At 38.4% G+C, this 20,939-nt stretch carries 9 protein-coding genes and 1 pseudogene; all 10 read left to right on the forward strand.

Annotated features, from left to right (window positions below):
* Window positions 1–41: 41 nt before the first annotated feature.
* The gene (locus RM539_RS04675; RefSeq protein ID WP_311502267.1) at window positions 42–3,053 is read left to right on the forward strand and encodes a SusC/RagA family TonB-linked outer membrane protein; all 3,012 of its coding nucleotides are present in this window, start codon (window positions 42–44) and stop codon (window positions 3,051–3,053) included.
* 8 nt (window positions 3,054–3,061) lie between these two features.
* Window positions 3,062–4,732 carry a RagB/SusD family nutrient uptake outer membrane protein gene (locus tag RM539_RS04680; RefSeq protein ID WP_311502268.1) on the forward strand — a complete coding sequence of 557 codons (1,671 nt, stop codon included), beginning with the start codon at window positions 3,062–3,064 and terminating at the stop codon, window positions 4,730–4,732.
* Between the two features lie 51 nt (window positions 4,733–4,783).
* Complete coding sequence (locus tag RM539_RS04685) at window positions 4,784–8,158, forward strand: VCBS repeat-containing protein (protein WP_311502269.1); 3,375 nt, start codon at window positions 4,784–4,786, stop codon at window positions 8,156–8,158.
* A 27-nt stretch (window positions 8,159–8,185) separates the two neighbouring features.
* Entirely contained in the window at window positions 8,186–11,317 is a 3,132-nt protein-coding gene (locus RM539_RS04690; protein ID WP_311502270.1) for a glycoside hydrolase family 2 TIM barrel-domain containing protein, read from the forward strand.
* Window positions 11,318–11,355: 38 nt separating this feature from the next.
* On the forward strand, window positions 11,356–13,605 hold the full coding sequence (locus RM539_RS04695) for a GH92 family glycosyl hydrolase (protein WP_432264609.1): 2,250 nt from the start codon (window positions 11,356–11,358) through the stop codon (window positions 13,603–13,605).
* Window positions 13,606–15,454: pseudogene (locus RM539_RS04700) on the forward strand (sodium:solute symporter family transporter).
* Window positions 15,429–16,397, forward strand: coding sequence for a glycoside hydrolase family 130 protein (locus tag RM539_RS04705; RefSeq protein WP_311502272.1), 969 nt, complete (start codon window positions 15,429–15,431; stop codon window positions 16,395–16,397). The pseudogene RM539_RS04700 and the gene RM539_RS04705 overlap by 26 nt, the downstream one beginning before the upstream one ends.
* The gene (locus RM539_RS04710) at window positions 16,394–17,467 is read left to right on the forward strand and encodes a carbohydrate-binding family 9-like protein (RefSeq protein ID WP_311502273.1); all 1,074 of its coding nucleotides are present in this window, start codon (window positions 16,394–16,396) and stop codon (window positions 17,465–17,467) included. The genes RM539_RS04705 and RM539_RS04710 overlap by 4 nt, the downstream gene beginning before the upstream one ends.
* 7 nt (window positions 17,468–17,474) lie before the next feature.
* On the forward strand, window positions 17,475–18,593 hold the full coding sequence (locus RM539_RS04715; RefSeq protein ID WP_311502274.1) for a putative glycoside hydrolase: 1,119 nt from the start codon (window positions 17,475–17,477) through the stop codon (window positions 18,591–18,593).
* Window position 18,594: 1 nt separating this feature from the next.
* Entirely contained in the window at window positions 18,595–20,937 is a 2,343-nt protein-coding gene (locus RM539_RS04720) for a glycoside hydrolase family 20 protein (protein WP_311502275.1), read from the forward strand.
* Window positions 20,938–20,939: the final 2 nt, after the last annotated feature.

The following is a 20,939-nucleotide window of genomic DNA, read 5'->3' on the forward strand; positions in this document are numbered from 1 at the left end:
AAACGTTAAAAGATATTTAATGTTCGCTAGCTATTAATCTTATGAGAAAATTTTATTTTTATATGTTTTTGCTTTTATCCTTAAATGTGATGAAAGCTCAACAACAAGAAATTACAGTAAGTGGAAATGTTACCGGTAACGATACTGGGATTCCGGTCCCGGGAGTCAACGTAATTGAAAAAGGTACTTCTAATGGTGTTATTACGGATTTTGACGGAAATTACAGCATTGAAGTTTCTCCCGATGCTGTATTGGAGTTCAGTTTTGTGGGTTATAAAACTCTGGAGATTCCAGTAAATAATCAAACAGAACTGAATGTAACTCTTGAAACTGAAACTGCCGCCTTAGATGAGGTCATCGTGGTAGGGTATGGAACGGAATCCAAACGTAAAGTAACGGGTGCCGTAGAACAGGTAGAAGGAGAAGCAATTAATAAGACTCCAGTTATAAATGCGGCCGCCGCGTTGTCAGGCAGGGCTCCTGGGTTAATAATAAATCAAAATAATTCAGAACCTGGAGATGATAATCCGCGTATACTTATTCGTGGTTTAGGTACAACGGGAAATAATACCCCTTTGTATGTTATTGATGGTGTTGCTAACAGGGATGATTTGGCTAGAATTGATCCTAATGACATTGAAAGCGTGTCCGTGCTTAAAGATGCTTCAGCTGCTATATATGGAGCTCAGGCTGCAAACGGAGTGATTTTGATTACTACCAAAAGAGGAAAAATCGGTAAGCCTACGGTTAGTTATAGCTATAATCATGCGTTTGTAAGTCCTACCAGGGACGTAGAGTTAGCTGATGCTTCACTTTATGCTCAAAGCGTTAATGCTTATGCGCGGCAGCGGGGTCAGGATCCGGTCTATACGGATGAACAGATCACTAATTTTGAAAATGGAACTACTCCTACAACAGATTGGATAAATGAGGTTTACAAATCAAACTCCTCTCAGGAGCGTCAGAGCTTAACAATTAGAGGAGGGGGTGAGGCGGTTAAATATTTCATTTCTTTGGGAACAGCTTTCCAGGATGGACTTATCCGCGGTGATGAGACCAGTGGGTTCAAACAGTATAACTTTAGAACAAACCTTGATGCTAATATTACGGATGATTTAACAGTAAGTCTTGACCTTTTAGGAAGGGAGGATATTCGGTCATTTCTTCAATCAGATGATAATACAATTTATGGGAACACGATAAGAGCAGCACCAGACATTCCTGCTACTATTAATGGTTTGCCTGCTCGTGGTCGCGAAGCTAATAATCCATTGGCCATCGCGCAGGGTAGGGGTTATTTAAACCAGAATAACAATATTTTCAACGGAACAGTAAAAGCAAATTATCAAATTCCTTATATAGATGGCCTTAGCTTATCCGGATGGATGGCGGTAGATATTTATAGAAATGAAAGGAAGCATTTTAACCAGCCATTTACTTATTACCAGGATACTGATAATGATGGGGAAGTTGAAGAATTTACTGGAGGGCCTAGTTTTAACAATAATTTTTTACGCTTGGATTCTCAAAACAGGAAGTCAGTAACTTTAAATGCTAGCTTGAATTATATTAAAAGTTTCGGTGATCATGATATTGATGTGCTTTTGGCATATGAGCAAAATAAGGATGAACAGTCAAGTTATTGGGTACAACGAAATGGTTTTCAGACCGATCAAATAGACCAGCTGTTTGCGGGTAGTGCAAATTCGGCATTGCAAAGTAATAATGGAGCGGCTAGTGTTTTAACTCGACAAAATTATTTCGGGAGGATAAAATATGGTTACGATGATAAATATCTCGCAGAATTTCTCTTTAGGTATGATGGGTCATCAATTTTTCCTGAAGGAAATCGGTTTGGGTTTTTTCCGGGTGTCACCCTCGGCTGGATAATATCCAACGAGTCGTTCCTCGAGGATAATAATGTGATAAGCTTTTTGAAGCTTAGGGCTTCTTACGGAGAATTGGGTAATGATAGAGTAAATCAATTTCAGTATTTGAACTTATTCGAACTTGGAGGAGGTTTAGTGTTTGGTGATCAAAACGTTAATGCATTGTTCCCTGGTGTGGCAGCAAACCCAAATATAACGTGGGAGGTTTCAAAAAGTTATAACCTTGGTGCTGATGCCACATTTTTTAATAATAATTTGAGTTTAAGTGCAAACGTGTTTAAAGAAGTGCGTGACAATATACTAGGTCCAAGAAATCTTAGTGTTCCTGGCTATACCGGTCTTACTTTACCTGATGAAAACATTCGCGAAGTTCATAATGAAGGGGTGGAATTGGAAAGCATGTATAATGGAACCGTTGGAGAAATCAATTTTTATTTAGGAGGTAATTTTACATATGCTAAAAGTAATCAGGTTTATTTAGATCAGGAAGGTTTGTATCCTGAGGAATACCAAAGTGCAGAAGGTTATCCAGTAGGATCTGAACTGGCGTATGAATATCTTGGTATCTATAGAACAGAGGAAGAAGTAGATAATTTACCAGGTTATGGAGGAGGAATAGGAGATCCAATTTTTAGAGATGTTAATGGTGATGATGTTATTAATAATGCAGATAGAACAAGGCAGGAACTCACTAATATTCCACAAATTCAGTATGGAATTCAAATAGGAGGAGATTTTAAAGGTTTTGAGTTAAATACAGTATTTGCAGGTCAGGCCAGAGCTACTCAATATCTTAGATATAGTTTTGCGCCAGGAAATAACGGGTTAAGATATTTTTTAGAAACTGCTTATGATCCTGTATTGAATCCCGAAGGTATTTTTCCTGCTCTCAATCGAGGAAATGTTGTAGATAGGAGTACCATGTTTTATCGCGATATATCGTTCTTGAGGTTAAGATCAGCTGAATTAGCTTATAATCTTCCAACAGGATGGATAGCCCCTGTAGGGCTTAGTAGTGTAAGGGTATTTGTTAGTGGATACAATTTAATAACTTGGGATAATCTGGACGATGATGGACTCACAGATCCTGAAGCAATAAATATTGAGGCTTGGCAATACCCTATTACTAAAAATGTAAGTTTAGGTTTCAATTTAACGTTTTAAAAAATCATATGATGAAAAAGATTTATAAACTGTTTTATATAGTCGGATTTATAAACATTGGGTTTATGATGTCATGTTCCGAAGATATTTTGGATACAAAACCTTTGAATGGTTACAGTGATGTTGACGTATTTTCAGATGCCTCCCTATTAAGGAATTATGTTAATGGTGCTTATGGTACCTTTAGAACACCTTTTAGGGATGAGAACACTTTTACAGATGGTCTCACTGACAATGCCTATAATCAACACGGAAGTGCTGAAGCACAAGTGCGCCGTTATAATCAGGGGGAAGTTACTCGTGACAATGGAGAAAGTGTAACATTCAGTCTGTGGTATCATTCCTATACTTACATTAGAAGGGCAAATTTATTCTTTGAGCAAATTCAGGGATCTCCGATTAATGAGAATGAATTAACCACGATGAAAGGAGAAATGCATTTTATTAGGGCTTATAATTACTTTCAATTACTTAGTTGGTATGGAGGTGTCCCGCTTATAACAGATACCTTTGAATTAGGTCAAGACTCTTACAGTGTTGATCGTAGTTCTATAGAGGAAACAGTAGCATTTATTGTGGAAGAATTAGATATGGCAATATCACAACTTCCTTCTAAAAGCTCTGTACTTGATGGACGAGCTTCTATGGAAGCAGCCATGGCTCTTAAAGGTAGGACCCTCTTATACGCTGCGAGTCCTCTCTTTAATGAAAGTGGTGACCAAAGTAAATGGCAAGCTGCTATGGAGGCAAATCGTGAAGTAATGGATCTCAGCTCTGTTTCTTTAGTAGATATGGATAATTGGGGTCCTATGTTTAGAGGAGAAAATGATCAGGAAGTTATTTTTAGGAGACAATATAGTCAGCAAAATAATCAAGGCTATGGTGTAAATGTATGGTTATTCCCTAATAGTAATGGGGGATGGGCTACAATTACTCCGACTCAGGACTTAGTAGATAGTTTTGAACTTGTAACTTCAGGAGAGCTTCCGGAAGAATCTCCTTCTTATAATCCACAGGAGCCATATGAAAATAGGGACCCGAGGTTTTACGAAACCATTTTATATAATGGTGCATCTTTCAAGGATGGAACGTACGATCCGTATCTTGATAAACAAGAACCTGATAATCAGGATTTAGCGGGCCTTGATTCCAGAATTTCTCCTATATCCCCACATAATGCTTCCAGAACAGGCTATAATTTCTTAAAGTGGTCTCAGCCTTCGGTAGGCGAATTTGACGGAAATACAGGGCCTTACATTTTCTTTAGGAAAACCGAATTTTATTTGAATTACGCCGAAGCACAAATTGAATTAGGTAACGAGGAAGAGGCTAGAAATGCCATAAATGAGGTTAGAAGAATGCGAGAAATGCCTGATATTAATACTTCGGGTCAAGAGTTGATGGAAGAATATCGAAATGAAACAAGAGTTGAATTCGTTTTGGAAGATCATAGATTCTTTGATATTAGACGCTGGATGATAGCAGATGAAGTTTTGGATGATCCTGCAATGGGGGTAGAAGTTTTTAGGCTTTCAGACGGTAGCTTTGAATATAATTATGATTTTACTACGCAGGCAAATAGGCAATGGGTGGATCGGCAGTATTTCCTACCTATTCCTTTTGAAGAAATTCAGCGAAGTGGAGGGGCAATAGAACAAAATCCCGGATATCAGCAATAATTTTTACAACTAAATTTGGTGAGGTTAGTTCCTCACCAAATTCTTTCGAATATGTTATCATTCCTGAAAAAAAATTCTGTTCTCATTCTTTTCTTTTCTTTTTTAGGTTGTAAAGATGGTCACCTTTTTGATAAAAAATCAAATGCATCATCGGGCCTTGATTTTGTAAATCATATTGAAGAGACCCAGGAAAATAATGTAATGACTTATGAATACTTCTACAATGGTGGGGGGATTGCTGTAGGGGATGTTAATAAAGATGGACTGCCAGATGTTTATCTATCTGGGAATTCAGTTAATAATAAGTTGTTTGTTAATAAGGGAGATTTTAAGTTCGAGGACATTACTGTAAAAGCTAATATCACTGAAAGAAACGGTTGGAAAACGGGAGTTACTATGGCAGATGTAAATGGTGACGGATTATTGGATATCTACTTATCCTATTCTGGAAATTCTTCCCGTGAAGGTTTTGATAAACCTGTTATAGTAGACTATGCTGGTCGTGCGAATCAATTGTTTGTAAATCAAGGAATAGACGATGATGGAATCCCGTATTTTTCAGAAAAGGCAAAAGAATATGGTTTAGATGCTCCGGGTACATTTTCAACCCAGGCTTACTTTTTGGATTATGATAATGATGGAGACCTGGACATGTTTCTTCTTAATCATGCTAATAAGTTCTACACAACATTTTATAATATAAGGAAACTAAGAAATATGCGTCATCCTGTATTTGGCAATAAATTGTTCGAAAACAAGGGCGGAAAGTATGTGGATATTTCTGAAAAATCAGGTATTTATGGTAGTGGGGTAAATTTTGGTTTGAGCGCTGCAGTTAGCGATATAAATAAGGATGGTTATGCCGATATCTATGTTACAAATGATTATGATGAACAGGACTTTTTATATCTGAATAATAAGAATGGCACATTTCGTGAAATTTCTCATTCGGCCTTTGGTCATATGTCAAAGTTTGGTATGGGATCAGACATAGCTGACGTAAATAACGATCAACTGCCCGATATTTTTGTGGCTGATATGCTACCGGAAGATAATTACAGACAGAAAGTTTTAAAAGGTCCTGATGAATATAATAAATATAAAATGGCTGCAGATAGTGGTTATCACCATCAGTATATGAGAAATACTTTACAATTAAATCGAGGTATTTCACCTGATAGTCTTTTAAAATTTAGTGAAATAGGGCAGCTATCAGGTATTTCAAACACTGATTGGAGTTGGGCCCCGCTTTTTGCAGATTTCGATAATGACGGTTACAAGGATTTATTTATTACAAATGGTTATCTAAGGGATTTTAGTAATCTCGATTTTGTTAATTTTAAAGCTAATATGGCCCTAGCCGAAGCCCAATCTAAAAATGAAGAAGTAGATTTCGTATCGCTTATAAAGGAAATGCCTTCAACTAGAGTAAATAATTACATTTTTCGAAATCTTGACGGTACCAAATTTGAAAAGAAAGTTAAGGATTGGGGAATGGAAGAAAAAACAGTTTCCAATGCTGCGGCTTATGCTGATTTTGACAATGACGGAGACCTGGATCTTATCGTAAATAATTTGAATTCTCCTGTTCTTTTGTATGAGAATAAACAAGAAAGAATTAAAAAAAACAACTTTATCAAAATAAAACTCCAAGGAGCTAATAAAAATACCTTTGGATTGGGGAGTAAGATATTACTCCAACTACCCGATGGGAAAGAAATATATCAAGAAGCTTACTTTGGAAGAGGTTATCAATCATCCGTAGAACCCGTTTTAACTATCGGTCTGGGGGAGTCAGATGAAATTTCGGAATTGAATGTCGTATGGTCTGATAATAGAACTACGTCACTTCAAAATGTAAAAGTAAATCAAAGTTTGACCTTAAATCAAAATAAAGCTAATCTATCTAAAGATGATGTATTTAAAACTAAGGAGCCTAATATTTTAACCGAAGTTACTGATGAATCAAACTTGAATTTTGTGCATCGGGAAAATGATTATGTAGACTTTTATCACCAAAGTTTGATCCCTTATCAAACATCTCGTTTGGGAGGTCATTCCAGCGTTGGAGATGTAAATAATGATGGATTTGATGATGTATATTTTGAAGGTGCTAAGGGGCAGGCTGGAGAATTATTTCTTGGAGATGAAAGAGGTTTTTTAACAGCGCATAACGAAGGTCAGCCTTGGAATTCTAGTTCAGATGCAGAACATGAAGATGCTAGCTCCATATTTTTTGATGTTGATGGGGATGGCGATTTGGACCTTTATGTGGTTAGTGGAGGAGGTGAACAAGAGGAAGGTTCTGCTTTTTTTAAGGATAGGCTGTACGTTAATGGCGGTACAGGGAAGTTCCAGAAGTTTAATGGTAGGTTACCAGGGACAAATTTTAGCGGAGGAACGGTGAAAGTTGCAGATTATAATAAAGACCAGAAACCTGACCTATTCATTGGAGGCAGAGTGCAAGGTGATAATTATCCTTTTACTCCAAAAAGTATTTTGCTTAAAAATACTAGTTCGGCTTCCAAAATAGATTTTGAATATATTTCAAACAATGAAATTGAAAGGGTGGGGATGGTCACCGACGCTATTTGGACAGATATTAATAACGATTCATGGAAGGATTTGATAATAGTAGGTGAGTGGATGCCCGTAACCATCCTTAAAAATGACAAAGGAGAATTGCATGATGCCACTAGTAGTTACGGTCTTGAAAATTCTTATGGTTGGTGGTTGTCTATTACAGAAGCTGATTTTGATAATGACGGCAATTCTGAATTTATTTTAGGGAATCTGGGGAGCAATACACAATTTTCTGCATCTGAAGACGAACCGATGGTTTACTACGTTCAGGATATAGACAATAATGGCAAGTTTGATCCTTTATTAAGCTATTACATTCAAGGCTCCAGTTATATGTTGCCTAGTCGTGACGAGCTATTGGGCCAGGTCCCATCTTTAAAGAAAAGCTTCACTTCTTATGACGCATACGCTAAATCGACCACTCAGGAAGTTTTGAAGAGCGGTGGAGTACAATCCTCTTCCATCTTGCAAATCAATACTCTTGAATCTGCTTTGTTAGATATCAATAAAGATGGCAAAAAGAGTATTACATCCCTTCCGGAAGAAATTCAGGTATCTGCGCTTCAAACTGCCCTTTATGAAGATTTTGATAACGACGGAAAGAAAGAGTTGTTAACCGCTGGAAATTTTTATCCATTTAGAGTTAGCTTAGGTAAAATGGATGCATCATTCGGAGGGCTAATGAAATTTGAGAATGGAAAATGGGTTTTGAATAAAAATCATCAAAACTTATGGTTGGATGGCGATGTTAGGGATATGAAGCTGATGAAATTTGGGAAAAATCACGCAAAGCTCTTAGTCACACGTAACAATGATAAGGCAAGTCTTTATCAAATTAAGTGACTCGGGAATCCAGAAATTTACTTTTTTATGATCAACATTTTAAATAGAGAAGGCTTAGCTCTCTTATTGGGTGTGCTGATTTTTATCAGTACCGGGCTTACCGCTCAAGAGGGGTTGAATGATGATGTTTTTGAAGATCCATCCAGACAGGAGGAAAATAGATTACCGATGCGGGCTTCTTATTTCGCTTATGAAAATGAAAAAATGGCCCTCGATGGAAATAGGGAAAATTCTTCCAGATTTCTTAGCCTTGACGGAACCTGGAAATTTTTCTGGACTGGACATTATAAAAATTTACCTGAAAATTTTGAACACATTAGTTTCGAAGATACCGGTTGGGATGACTTCAAAGTTCCCGCAAATTGGGAATTTAATGGCTATGGCACGCCAATATATGTTAATACAAAATTTGAATTCGCCACAGAAAACCCTACACCGCCATTTGTCAAAAAAGAAACGCAACCCACCGGTATCTATCGAAAAAAAATTCAGTTACCAGATTCATGGCAGAACCAACAGGTGTTTATTCATCTTGGTGCGGTTAAATCGGCTTTTCGACTCTATGTAAATGGAGAATATGTAGGATTAGGAGAAGATAGCAAGTTGGAATCGGAATTTGATTTAACCGAATTTTTAAAACCAGGTGAAAATCTGATTACTGTAGAGGTAAGACGATGGAGCGATGGAAGTTATCTGGAAGCTCAGGATTTTTGGAGAATAAGTGGAATCCAACGTAGTGTCTATCTATATACGCGTCCCAAAGCTCATGTTTATGATATGTTCATTAAAACTAAGTTAGAAAATGAGTACCGTGATGGAAGGCTCGTTGCAGATATCGAGTTGTGGAGTCATGTAAATGAAAACTTAGGCAATACAAGGCTTAATGTGAAGTTGCTCAATCAAGAAGGTTTAGATATTTATTCAGAATCCCAGCGAGCTATTGGCCTGGCCAGAAAAGGAGGAAAAACTATATTAAGATTTGAGACACTACTTCCAAACGTTCAGTCGTGGTCTGCCGAAACTCCAAATTTATACGATTTAGTCATTACACTAAAAGATCCTCAGGGTAGACTTCAGGAAGTAATTAACCAGAAAGTAGGATTTCGATCGTATGAAATCGTAGGGAATGAATTCCTGGTTAACGGAAAACCGGTATGGTTTAAAGGTGTAAATAGACATGAATCTCACCCTGAAACGCATCATGTGGTGACCAGAGAGCAAATGCTTACCGATATTAAAATTATGCAGGAGCTCAATATCAACGCTGTAAGACTATCCCATTATCCTAATGATCCTTTGTGGTATGACCTCTGTGATCAGCATGGTTTTTATGTTATCGATGAAGCGAATTTGGAGTCCCATGGTCTTTTTTATTCCCCGGAAAAAACACTGGGTAATGATCCCGATTGGGAGTATGCACATTTTTTGCGCATAAAAAGAATGGTAGAAAGAGACAAAAATCATCCTTCGGTAGTCGCATGGAGTCTGGGAAATGAGGCTGGCAATGGTTATAACTTTTACAAAGCTTATAACTGGCTAAAAGGGTTCGATCCCACAAGGCCTGTACAGTATGAACGTTCTACTACAGAATGGAATACGGATATCATTGTTCCACAATACCCACATCCAGATTATTTAGAATATTATGCCACTCACAATCCTAAGCGACCCTACATTATGAGTGAGTATGCTCACGCCATGGGAAACAGTATGGGCAATTTCCAGGAATACTGGGATAATATCGAAAAATATCAGTCTCTCCAAGGCGGTTACATCTGGGATTGGGTAGATCAGGGAATTTATAAAGAGGTTGAAGGAAAAACTATTTTTGGCTATGGAGGAGATTGGGGTGACGAAAATACGCCAAGCGACAATAATTTTCTGATCAACGGATTATTGATGCCAGATCGTGAATGGAATCCACATGCTTATGAAGTACGAAAGGTGTATCAGGAAGTTGGTTTTCAGATAAATAGGGATAGTACCCGACTCATCATTCAAAACAAACATTTCTTCAAGGATTTGTCGAATTACCGCTATGAGCTACAACTGCTTCAAGATGGAGAAGTGATTGAAGTAGAGGAATGGGAATCTATAGCTCTTCCGGCAAAGAATACTACGGAAAAAGAAATTCCTTTTACGATTCCGGAAGATAATGCAGAATATGCTTTGAGAGTAAAAGCATTCACAAACCAGCAAATTGGTCTTTTGGATTCCGGAACGCTCATGGCAGAAGAAGAATTTTTAGTAAAACAGGGATATAATTCAGCTACACCACTGGAAGCAGAAGAGTTTGACGTAGAAGATTTAAATGAAATTTTAAAAATTTCAGGCAGGAGGTTTTCTTTTGAAATAGATAAAAAGACCGGGGTTTTAGAAGACTTTATTTATAGAGGAAAAATAATTATTGAAGAAGGTCTGGAACTTTCTTTATTCCGTCCTTTAAATGATAATGACTTTGGTGCGGGCTACAATAGGAAATTTGATTACCTGAAGCAGCCAGATCAAAAGCTCAAGGATATGGAATATGAAACCAATTCTGAAGGAGTACTTCAAATATCCTTAATCTTCGACATTCTGAATGGGGATGCTGAGCTGGTACAGACTATTTCCGTTTTCAAAGAAGGAAAAATAAAAATTGATAACGATTTTCAGTCCCTTTCAAATAAACATGAGTATCTAATGAAATTCGGAAATCGCTTTATCCTCCCAGAGCAATTTGATGAGGTGAAATGGTATGGCAGGGGCCCCTGGGAAAGCTATAAAGACCGGAAAACCAGTGCTATGTTAGGTGTTTACGGAAAATCTGTAGAAGAAATGTATCATCCATATATAAGACCTCAGGAATCCGGTAACAGGACCGATACCCGTTGGTTGCAAATCATCGATTCCAGAGGTAATGGTTTTCGAGTAGTTATGGATGGTGAAATGTTCAATTTTTCTGTAATTCCTTACAGCTGGGATCAGCTTTATCCTTCTGCTGAAAAAAGCCAGCAGCATTCAAGATTGTTAGAGCCTTCTGGTAAAACTTATTTGAATATTGACCTGGATCAAATGGGTGTGGGAGGAATACAAAGCTGGGGTGCAACGCCTATGGATAAAAATATGATGCCGTTTAAGGCATATCAATTCAGCTATATTATTGAACCTGTAAATTAAATTGAATGTATCAAGAATTAAAAAGACAAAAGTTCTCGATAAAATTGAAATTTTTGCTACTTCTTTTTTTGGGATTTACTTTATTCTCCTGCCAGGAGAGAACAGATGAAGAAATTGATCCTAGCACCACTTTTTCCGCCAATAAATTTGTAAATCCCTTTATTGGTACTGGCGGCCACGGACATACCTTTCCCGGAGCATCATCTCCATTTGGTATGATCCAGGCGAGTCCTGTGAATGGTTTGAGTGGTTGGGACTGGTGTTCCGGCTATCATTATTCCGACTCCCTGGTAGCGGGTTTTACTGCGCTCAATTTAAGCGGAACCGGGATTGGAGACCTTGCAGACTTATTGGTCATGCCGGTGAATAAGCCTATTGATCTTTCAAAAAAGGTCAAGGAAAGAAACGATATTCCCTATATATCAAAATTCTCCCATGAAAAAGAAAATGCAGAGCCTGGTTATTATAGTGTTTTTCTGGATGATTTTAATGTGAAAGTGGAAATGACCACTTCAGAAAGAGTGGCCTATCACCATTATACATTTGATTCCGGAGAACCTTCGGTAATTATGGATTTGGGTTTTGCGATAAACTGGGACCGGCCTGTAAACACCAATATCAAACTTGAAAATGATAGTACGTTAGTTGGCCACCGCCATAGTAGCGGATGGGCAAAAAATCAGAAGTTATTTTTTGTGCTGAAATTTTCTGAACCTGTAGTTAGAAGCGAATTCTATTCAGATTTAAAAAAATCAGATAGTATTGAAGTTACCGGACGAAAGTCATCTGTTCAATTATTTTTTGATCCTGAAAATGTCAAAGAACTGGACCTGAGGTTGGCTATTTCCTCGGTAAGCATTGAAAATGCAATAGTAAATTTAAACTCTTCGGAAAATTCATTTAGTTACCAAAAAGAGGAGTCCTTCAATAATTGGAATAACGTTTTGAATAAGATTGAAATAGAGACACCTCAGGATTCTTTAAAAACAATTTTTTATTCAGCCTTATATCATACCCAACTTTCACCTGTTTTATTTAGTGATACAAATGGTCAGTTTCGATTAGAAAATGACAGTATTGCCACAGGTGACTTCAATGCCTATTCTACCTTGTCCTTATGGGACACTTTCAGGGCAGAGCAGCCTCTATTAAGCATTCTACAGCCGGAAAGAGTTGCGGATATTATCAAATCTATGCTTGTTTATTATGAAGTAAACAAGAGTCTGCCTGTTTGGACCCTTTATGGTAATGAAACCAATACCATGACGGGTTATCACTCGATCCCTATTATTACCGAAGCCTATTTTAAGGGCATCCGTGATTTTGATGTGGAAAAGGCTTATGATGCCATGAAAAACACCATGATGCAGGATAAACGTGGTTTAGAAGCCTATAGAAAGTATGGATTTATCCCGTATCAGCAGGACGAATCGGTCACCATGACCCTGGAATATGCCTACAACGACTGGTGCGTGGCCCAAATGGCTAAAGCCCTAAATAAGACTGAAGATTATGAGTACTTCCTGGAAAGATCCAGGGCTTATGAGAAGGTTTTCGATCTGGAAACAAAGTTTATGAGAGGTAGAGATACTACGGAGAATAGTTGGAGGGAACCGTTTGATCCAAAATTCTCCAAGCATATGACCGAAACCGACTATACCGAAGGTAATGCATGGCAGCACAGCTGGTTTGTGCTTCATGATACTGAAAATTTTGTTGAAATTTTTGGCGGTGCTGATGCTTTTACTGAAAAACTGGAGCAACTTTTTACCGAAAGTTCTGAAATCACCGGAGAGGAGGCTTCTGCAGATATCTCGGGATTAATAGGGCAATATGCTCATGGAAATGAACCTAGCCACCATATCGCTTATCTTTTTAACAGGGCAGGGAAACCCTGGAGAACGCAATACTGGGTAAAACAGATTCTGGATTCACAGTACAATACCACACCTAACGGCTATAGTGGAAATGAGGATGCAGGGCAAATGTCTGCCTGGTATGTGTTTAGTTCTATGGGTTTATATCCCTTCAATCCGGCTGGTGCCAGTTATGAAATAGGAACGCCACTGTTCGAAAAATCAACGATAACTCTGGATAATGGGAAAACCTTCGTTATCGAAGCCAAAAATGTTTCTTCTGAGAATTACTATATCCAATCTGCCGAATTTAATGGGGAGCCGTTCAACCGAACCTCTATTAGTCACGAGGAGATTTTAAATGGTGGGAAACTGCTTTTCGAAATGGGGAATAAACCGAATAAAAACTGGGGCCTTAACAAAGAGTATTAAATGCATATCATAGATGTAATTATTATTTTCATTTATATAGTTCTTACTCTGGGAGCTGGTGTCTGGGTTTCCAGGAAGGCTAGCCGCGGGCTTGATTCTTATTTTCTTGGAGGTAAAAGCATCAAATGGTATTACTTGGGTTTGGGTAATGGCTTAGGAATGTTTGATGTTTCCGTAAAAAGTTTTATGTTTATGTGGATGTGGCCTATTTGGAACCTGGTGTTTGTTATGATGTTTTTGGCCGTTTGGATTAGGAGATCTAAAGTGATGACCGGTTCGGAATGGATTCTTACCCGGTTTGGTGATGGAAAGGCCGGAAGGGGTTCTCATCCTATCGTGGCTGTTTTTGCAGTAGTGGCATCTATTGGTTTTATTGCATATTTTTTTGAAGGAGCAGGAAAATTTATGACTGTCATCCTGCCATGGGATTTAAGTCTGAATTTTAATAATAGCACGTTATTGAATTCTGAACAATCCTATGCTCTGCTTGTAATTTTTTTCACCACTATTCATACGGTCAAAGGGGGAATGTTTTCCGTAGTGACCACAGAAGTTCTACAATATTTAATTATGGTTTTGGCAGGATTACTGGTAGCCGGCTATACTTTTTTTGCTTTCACTGATCTTGAAATTGCCAGATTAATACCGGGAGAATGGAAAAATGTGCTTTTTGGCAAAAAATTAACTGGCTTTTGGACCGGTGATTATTCAGAATTTAACAGGTTTATTGATACGCAGGGCTATAAAATGTTTGGTGCGTTTATAGGGATGACTCTTTTCAAGGGTTTCTTTGCGAGTATTGCAGGTCCACCCTTCGAGTGTGATATGCAGCGCATCCTTTCTACAAGAAGCTTGATAGAGGCAGCATATATGAGCGGTTTTACTAATCTTATTTTGTGTATTCCGCGATATCTGCTTATTGTATTGGGATTGGCTTTCGTAGCACCGGAGATGGCAACTAATAGCGGGGTAACAGGGAATGATCTGGAAGTAGTTCTTCCTAAAGTGATTAATAATCATCTTCCGATAGGGATCAAAGGTCTTTTACTTGCAGGGTTGCTCGCTGCTTTTATGTCTACTTTTTCAGCATTTGTGAATGCCGGATCCGCATATATCGCAAATGCTATTTATAAAAAATATTTTAAACCTTCCGCTTCAGATAAACATTATGTGAAAGCTAGCTATCTGGCTTCTTTTGGTGTTGTAGCACTAGGTGTCTTCATGGGCTTCTTTGCAGAATCAATCAACTCCATTACCCTATGGATCACCAGTGCGTTCTATGTAGTATACATTGCTGCTAATTTCTTGAAGTGGGTATGGTGGCGATTTAATGGTTGGGGTTATTTCTGGGGAATGCTGGCCGGCCTTTTCTTAACCAGTGTACAATTTATTTTGGACCAGAATAAGAATAATCTAAATCCTGGTTCTACCTTACATGAAATTTCTGAAATCCCGGCAATTTATCTTTTTTCGATAATCTTTGGTTTCTCACTTCTTGGCAGCCTTTTGGTAACCTACCTAAGCAAACCAACAGATATAAAGACTCTAAAATCATTTTATACAGTGGTTAGGCCATGGGGTTTCTGGAAGCCAGTGAGGGAGCATATCGAGGATAAAAATATACAGAAAATGACATGTTCTGGTTGGATATGTTCAATTGTCGATTGGGATTATCTGGCAGTCCAGTATGATCTTGCTGCCTATTTATTTATTTATAAGAGACGATGAAAATTTCGGAATTATATTCCTGGTGTTCATTTTAAGTACAGTTATTTTAAAATTTACCTGGTTGGATAAAGTAAAAAATCTTAAAGAAATTAAGAATGAAAAATATACCCTGGCAGGATAGTCCTGAGAACTGTAAGGATGTTTTATGGCGCCATGCCAGCAATCCGATAATCGACAGGTACGCAATACCCAGTTCTAATAGTATTTTTAACAGTGCGGTTGTACCCTTCAAGGATGGATTTGCCGGAGTTTTTCGTTGCGATAACAAAGCGGTACAAATGAATATATTTGCCGGCTTTAGTAAGGATGGGATCAATTGGGATATTAACCACGAGCCGATAAAAATGCAGCCTGGTAATACTCAAATGATCGAATCAGACTATAAATATGATCCCCGGGTCACTTTTATAGAAGACCGCTATTGGATTACTTGGTGCAATGGTTATCATGGTCCAACGATTGGTATTGGCTACACTTTCGACTTTGAAGAATTTTTTCAGTGCGAAAATGCCTTTTTGCCCTTTAACAGGAATGGAGTTCTCTTTCCGAAAAGAATTAATGGAAAATATGCCTTGCTCAGCCGACCAAGTGATAACGGCCATACTCCTTTTGGTGATATTTATATAAGTTACAGTCCAGATATGAAATACTGGGGCGAGCATCGCTGTGTGATGAAGGTTGCCCCTTTCGAACAGAGTGCGTGGCAATGCACTAAAATAGGGGCTGGCCCTGTACCAATTTTAACTGCAGAAGGTTGGTTGCTTTTTTATCACGGGGTCATCGCTACCTGCAATGGTTTCAGGTATTCTATAGGGGCAGCAATTTTAGAAGAAAATGAACCCGATAAAGTCAAATTCCGTTCAAAGCCTTATCTCCTTGCACCGGCAAAATTATATGAGCTCACCGGTGATGTTCCCAATGTTCTCTTTCCCTGCGCAGCTTTGCATTCAATAGAAGAAGATAGACTTGCTCTTTATTATGGTGCTGCAGATACAGTGACCGGAGTAGCCTACGGAAGAATCAGCGAAGTTCTTGAATACGTAAAACAAAACACTTTAAAATGAGATTTCCATTCTTATTTTTTTTAATTCTCGCCAGCTATTCACTCATGGCTCAAACGCCCAGGAGTTACGCTGCTTATAAGACCCTATCCGAAATTGTAATTGACGGTAGGGCCGATGAAGAGGATTGGATTGATACTAGATGGACGGAAGAATTTACAGACATTGAAGGGGATAAAAAAACAAAGTTTAGTACCAGAGTCAAAATGCTCTGGGACGAGGATTATTTCTATATCTATGCAAGAATGGAAGAACCACATATTTGGGCAACATTAAAGCAAAGGGATACTGTAATTTTCTATAACAATGATTTCGAAGTTTTTTTAGATCCCGATGGTGATTCACAAAAATATATGGAACTGGAGATGAACGCTCTTAATACGGTTTGGGATTTAATGCTGGTGGAAGCATATCGCGAAGGTGGACACGCCGTAGATAGCTGGAATATTAATGGACTCAAAACAGGAGTTAATATTAAAGGTTCCCTCAATAACCCTGAGGATGAGGATATATTCTGGGAAGTTGAAATCGCCATGCCTTGGGAGGTGCTTACCGAAGCTTCGGAAACAGGGGAAATCCCGGTTAATGACTTCTGGCGTGTTAATTTTTCACGTGTTAATTGGGATCACAGTTTAAAGAATAATCGATATTTCAGAAAACAGGATGAAAATGGCAATTATCTTCCTGAATATAACTGGGTCTGGTCGCCGCAGGGTGTAATAAATATGCATGAGCCGGAGCATTGGGGCTATGTTTACTTCAGTGATGTGCCACCTTCTGAAGAGATAGTTTTCGAAATACCAAAGGATGAAGCCATTCGCTGGAAAATGTATGAATTATACCGGGCACAGAAATCTTATTTTAAAAGGGATGGTGAATGGGCAACTTCTGTAGCTGAATTAACTGGATTACCCATATGGGTTGAAGGTAAAAGAGTTGAATTTCAAATTGAAAAGCATTCTGCAGGATATAATATAATTGTAGAAAGCCCTTTTTCTGGAAATAAGTATTTGATTAAAGAAAATGGGGATTTTATGGATATAACGAAAACTAAAGAAATCGTAAATGACTAAAAGTATTATGAAATATAAATTGATTTTTATTTTATGCTGGTTTTACCTTTTTTGCTCCTGTAAAAAGGAAGCTAATTCGGTTGAACAAAATCTTGATAGGGATGTAGCCCGGGAAACATCGAACGAGTCCAATTTTAAATACTGGACTTGGATCACCGCAGATACAAAAAGATCTGATTTATCTTATACCCAGGAATTCAGAAAGTATAAGGATAATGGGCTGGATGCGGTCCTTATCAACACCAATACCGATCCAGAACTTCTGTCTAGGTTAACCCCCCTGGCTAAAGATGAAGGCCTGGAAGTCCACGCTTGGATTATGGCTATGAACCGGCCGGGAGATACTATTGCATTACAGCACCCGGACTGGTATCAGGTAAACAGAAACGGAGAATCCTGTTTCGACCACCGTCCATATGTAGATTATTATCAGTGGCTTTGTCCTACAAGGGAAGCTTCGAGGAACCATGTTTTAAATCTTGTTGAAGGACTCTCGAAAGTGGAGGGTATAAAAACCGTTCATCTGGATTATATAAGATTTCCGGATATTTTCCTGCCTATTGGGTTACTGCCAAAATATAAACTCGAGCAAAATACGGAGCTTCCTCAGTTCGATTACTGTTACTGCGATGTTTGTGTGGCCGAATTTGAAAAAAATCATCATAAAAATCCGCGACAGATGGAACATCCTGAACTGGATATAGAATGGAAACAGTTCCGCTTGAATAAAATAAGGGGTGTTGTGAACGATTCGTATAAAATTGTTCATGAGAACGGAAAGAATATGAGCGCAGCGGTTTTTCCATATCCTGAAATGGCAGATCATATGGTACGTCAACGCTGGGATAAATGGGATATCGATATGGTCCTCCCAATGATCTATAACAATTTTTATAATGAAGAACTGGAATGGATAGGTTTTGCCACCAGGCAAGGGGTAGAAGATTTAAAAGCCAAAGATGTAGAACTGCATACTGGAGTTTATATACCTGAAATGTCTCCCGAAGAACTTCTGGAAGCAATAAATCAGGCAAAAAATAATGGAGCCAGAGGTGTTTCATTCTTTGATGGCGGTGCCTTTACAGATGAGAAATTAAAAGTTGTACGATATTCAAAAACTAAATAAAATGAAAAGTATTTGTAATAAATTAAGATTCAGAATCGGAATATTGGTTCTATTATCAGCCATTTTCATGCAGGGTTGTGAAGAAACCGAAAGAAGATCTTTTACTGAAGATGACTTGGTCCTTATCCCAAAGCCTAAAAATTTGGAATTAAGAGAAGGAAGCTTCAGCGTAAATTCAGAAACTAAATTGGTACTTGCCGAGGATAGTCTGCAAATAATAACACCAATAATCACTGATCTTTTTGACCAGGCTGCAGGTTTTCAATTGCAAACTGTTAAAGAAACTCCGGAGGAGAATTTTATTCAGTTAAAGTTCAATTCAAAACTTGGTAATGAGGCCTATAATCTTGATGTTTCTAATGATCAGGTAATTCTTGAATCGGGTTCCCACCTTGGTTTTGTATATGGTCTGGAAACTATCCGGCAGTTGCTCCCTAAGGAGATAGAAAGTCAGTCATTTGTGGATAATACAAACTGGCTTATTCCTAATGTTTCCATTTCAGATGTTCCGCAATATAGCTGGAGAGGTAACATGCTGGACGTTTCGAGGCATTTTTTCGATAAAGAATATATAAAAAAACACCTTGATCGTATGGCTTTCTTAAAGCTGAATACTTTTCACTTCCATCTTATTGACGATCAAGGTTGGAGAATCGAAATTAAAAAGTATCCAAAGCTTACTGAAGTCGGAGCTTTCCGGGTAGACCAGGAAGACAAGCACTGGAATGCCAGAGCTGAAAATGATTCGAATGCCGAGGCCACTTTTGGAGGCTTTTATACACAGGAAGAGATAAAAGAAATTGTGGCTTATGCAAGCGATTTGGGTATTCGGGTTGTACCAGAAATAGAAATGCCAGCGCACGTAATGAGTGCCATAGCAGCTTATCCTTGGTTATCATGTACGGGTGAAGCTATTGCGGTCCCTTCGGGGGGCGTCTGGCCTATTACCAGTATTTACTGCCCTGGGAAGGAAACAACTTTTGAATTTCTGGAAGATGTGCTTACTGAAGTAATCCCTCTTTTTCCGGGGGAATATATTCACGTGGGTGGTGACGAAGCCACCAAAACAAATTGGGAAAGTTGTCCCGATTGCCAACGTAGAATCCGTGAAGAGGGGCTTTCCGGGGTTGAAGAATTACAAGGCTATTTTATGCAGCGAATGGAGAATTTTCTTGCGGAAAATGACAGAACCCTGATTGGCTGGGATGAAATTCTGGAAGGAGGATTGCCTGAAGAAGCCACCGTAATGAGCTGGCGCGGTTTTGAAGGAGGCTGGGAGGCTTCCAAAGAGGGGCATGATGTGGTGATGACTCCAACTAGTCATATGTACTTTGATTATTATCAGGGTAATCCAGATAATGAGCCTATTGCATTTAATGCCTTTACACCGCTGAGCCAGGTTTATAAATTCAGACCTGTTTTGGATTCCATGAGCACAGCACAAAAAGAACACATTTTAGGGGGGCAGGCTAATTTATGGGCCGAATATATTCCTACAGAAGAGCAATCAGAATATATGCTATTTCCCAGACTAACAGCTCTTTCTGAAGTAGTCTGGACTCCTGAAGAGAAATTAGACTGGAATGCTTATGCGAGAAGGGTTCAAAAGATGATGGAGCGTTTTGATATTATGGGGATCAATTATGCAAAAAGCGCTTATGCTATTACCCCCTCTTCTAAAATCAATCTCGATTCAAAAAGTATTGAAATAACCATGGAAGCGGAATTTCCCGATCAGCAAATCCGTTATGCGCTGAATGAGGAATTAAATAACAATTCTCCTGTTTACGAAAATCCAATATCTCTGGATACCTCTGCTATTCTAAAAGCGGCAGTATTTAAGAATGGTCAACCTATGGGAACTAAATTGGAAAAAGAATTTGTATTCCATAAAGGTGTAGCCTCTGAGGTTGATTACAAAAATGAATTTAGTGACCGTTATAAAGGAAGCGGAGAAACTACACTGGTAGATGTTTTAAGGGGAAGTAAAAATTTTCATGACGGTCGCTGGCAGGGTTGGATTAGAAGGCCAGCAGTGGTGACTTTAGATCTAGAAGAAAATAAGTCAGTTCAGGACATAAAAGTAGGCACCATAGAACACCAGGGAGCCGGAATCTATTTTCCGCAGAATATTATTGTAGAAGTTTCCACGGACAATTCTGATTTTAGAAAGGTGGGCGAAATGGATATTGATTTCGAGAATAATCCAGAATCCCTTATTAAAGATTTTTCCGTAGACTTTGAAGAACAGGAAGCTCGATACATCAGAGTTAGCGTTGAACCTCGAAGCTTCTCCGGGCGCAGGGGTTCCTGGCTATTTATTGATGAGATATTAGTAAACTAGAT

Source organism: Autumnicola musiva, from assembly GCF_031846585.1.
GTDB lineage: Bacteria > Bacteroidota > Bacteroidia > Flavobacteriales > Flavobacteriaceae > Autumnicola > Autumnicola musiva.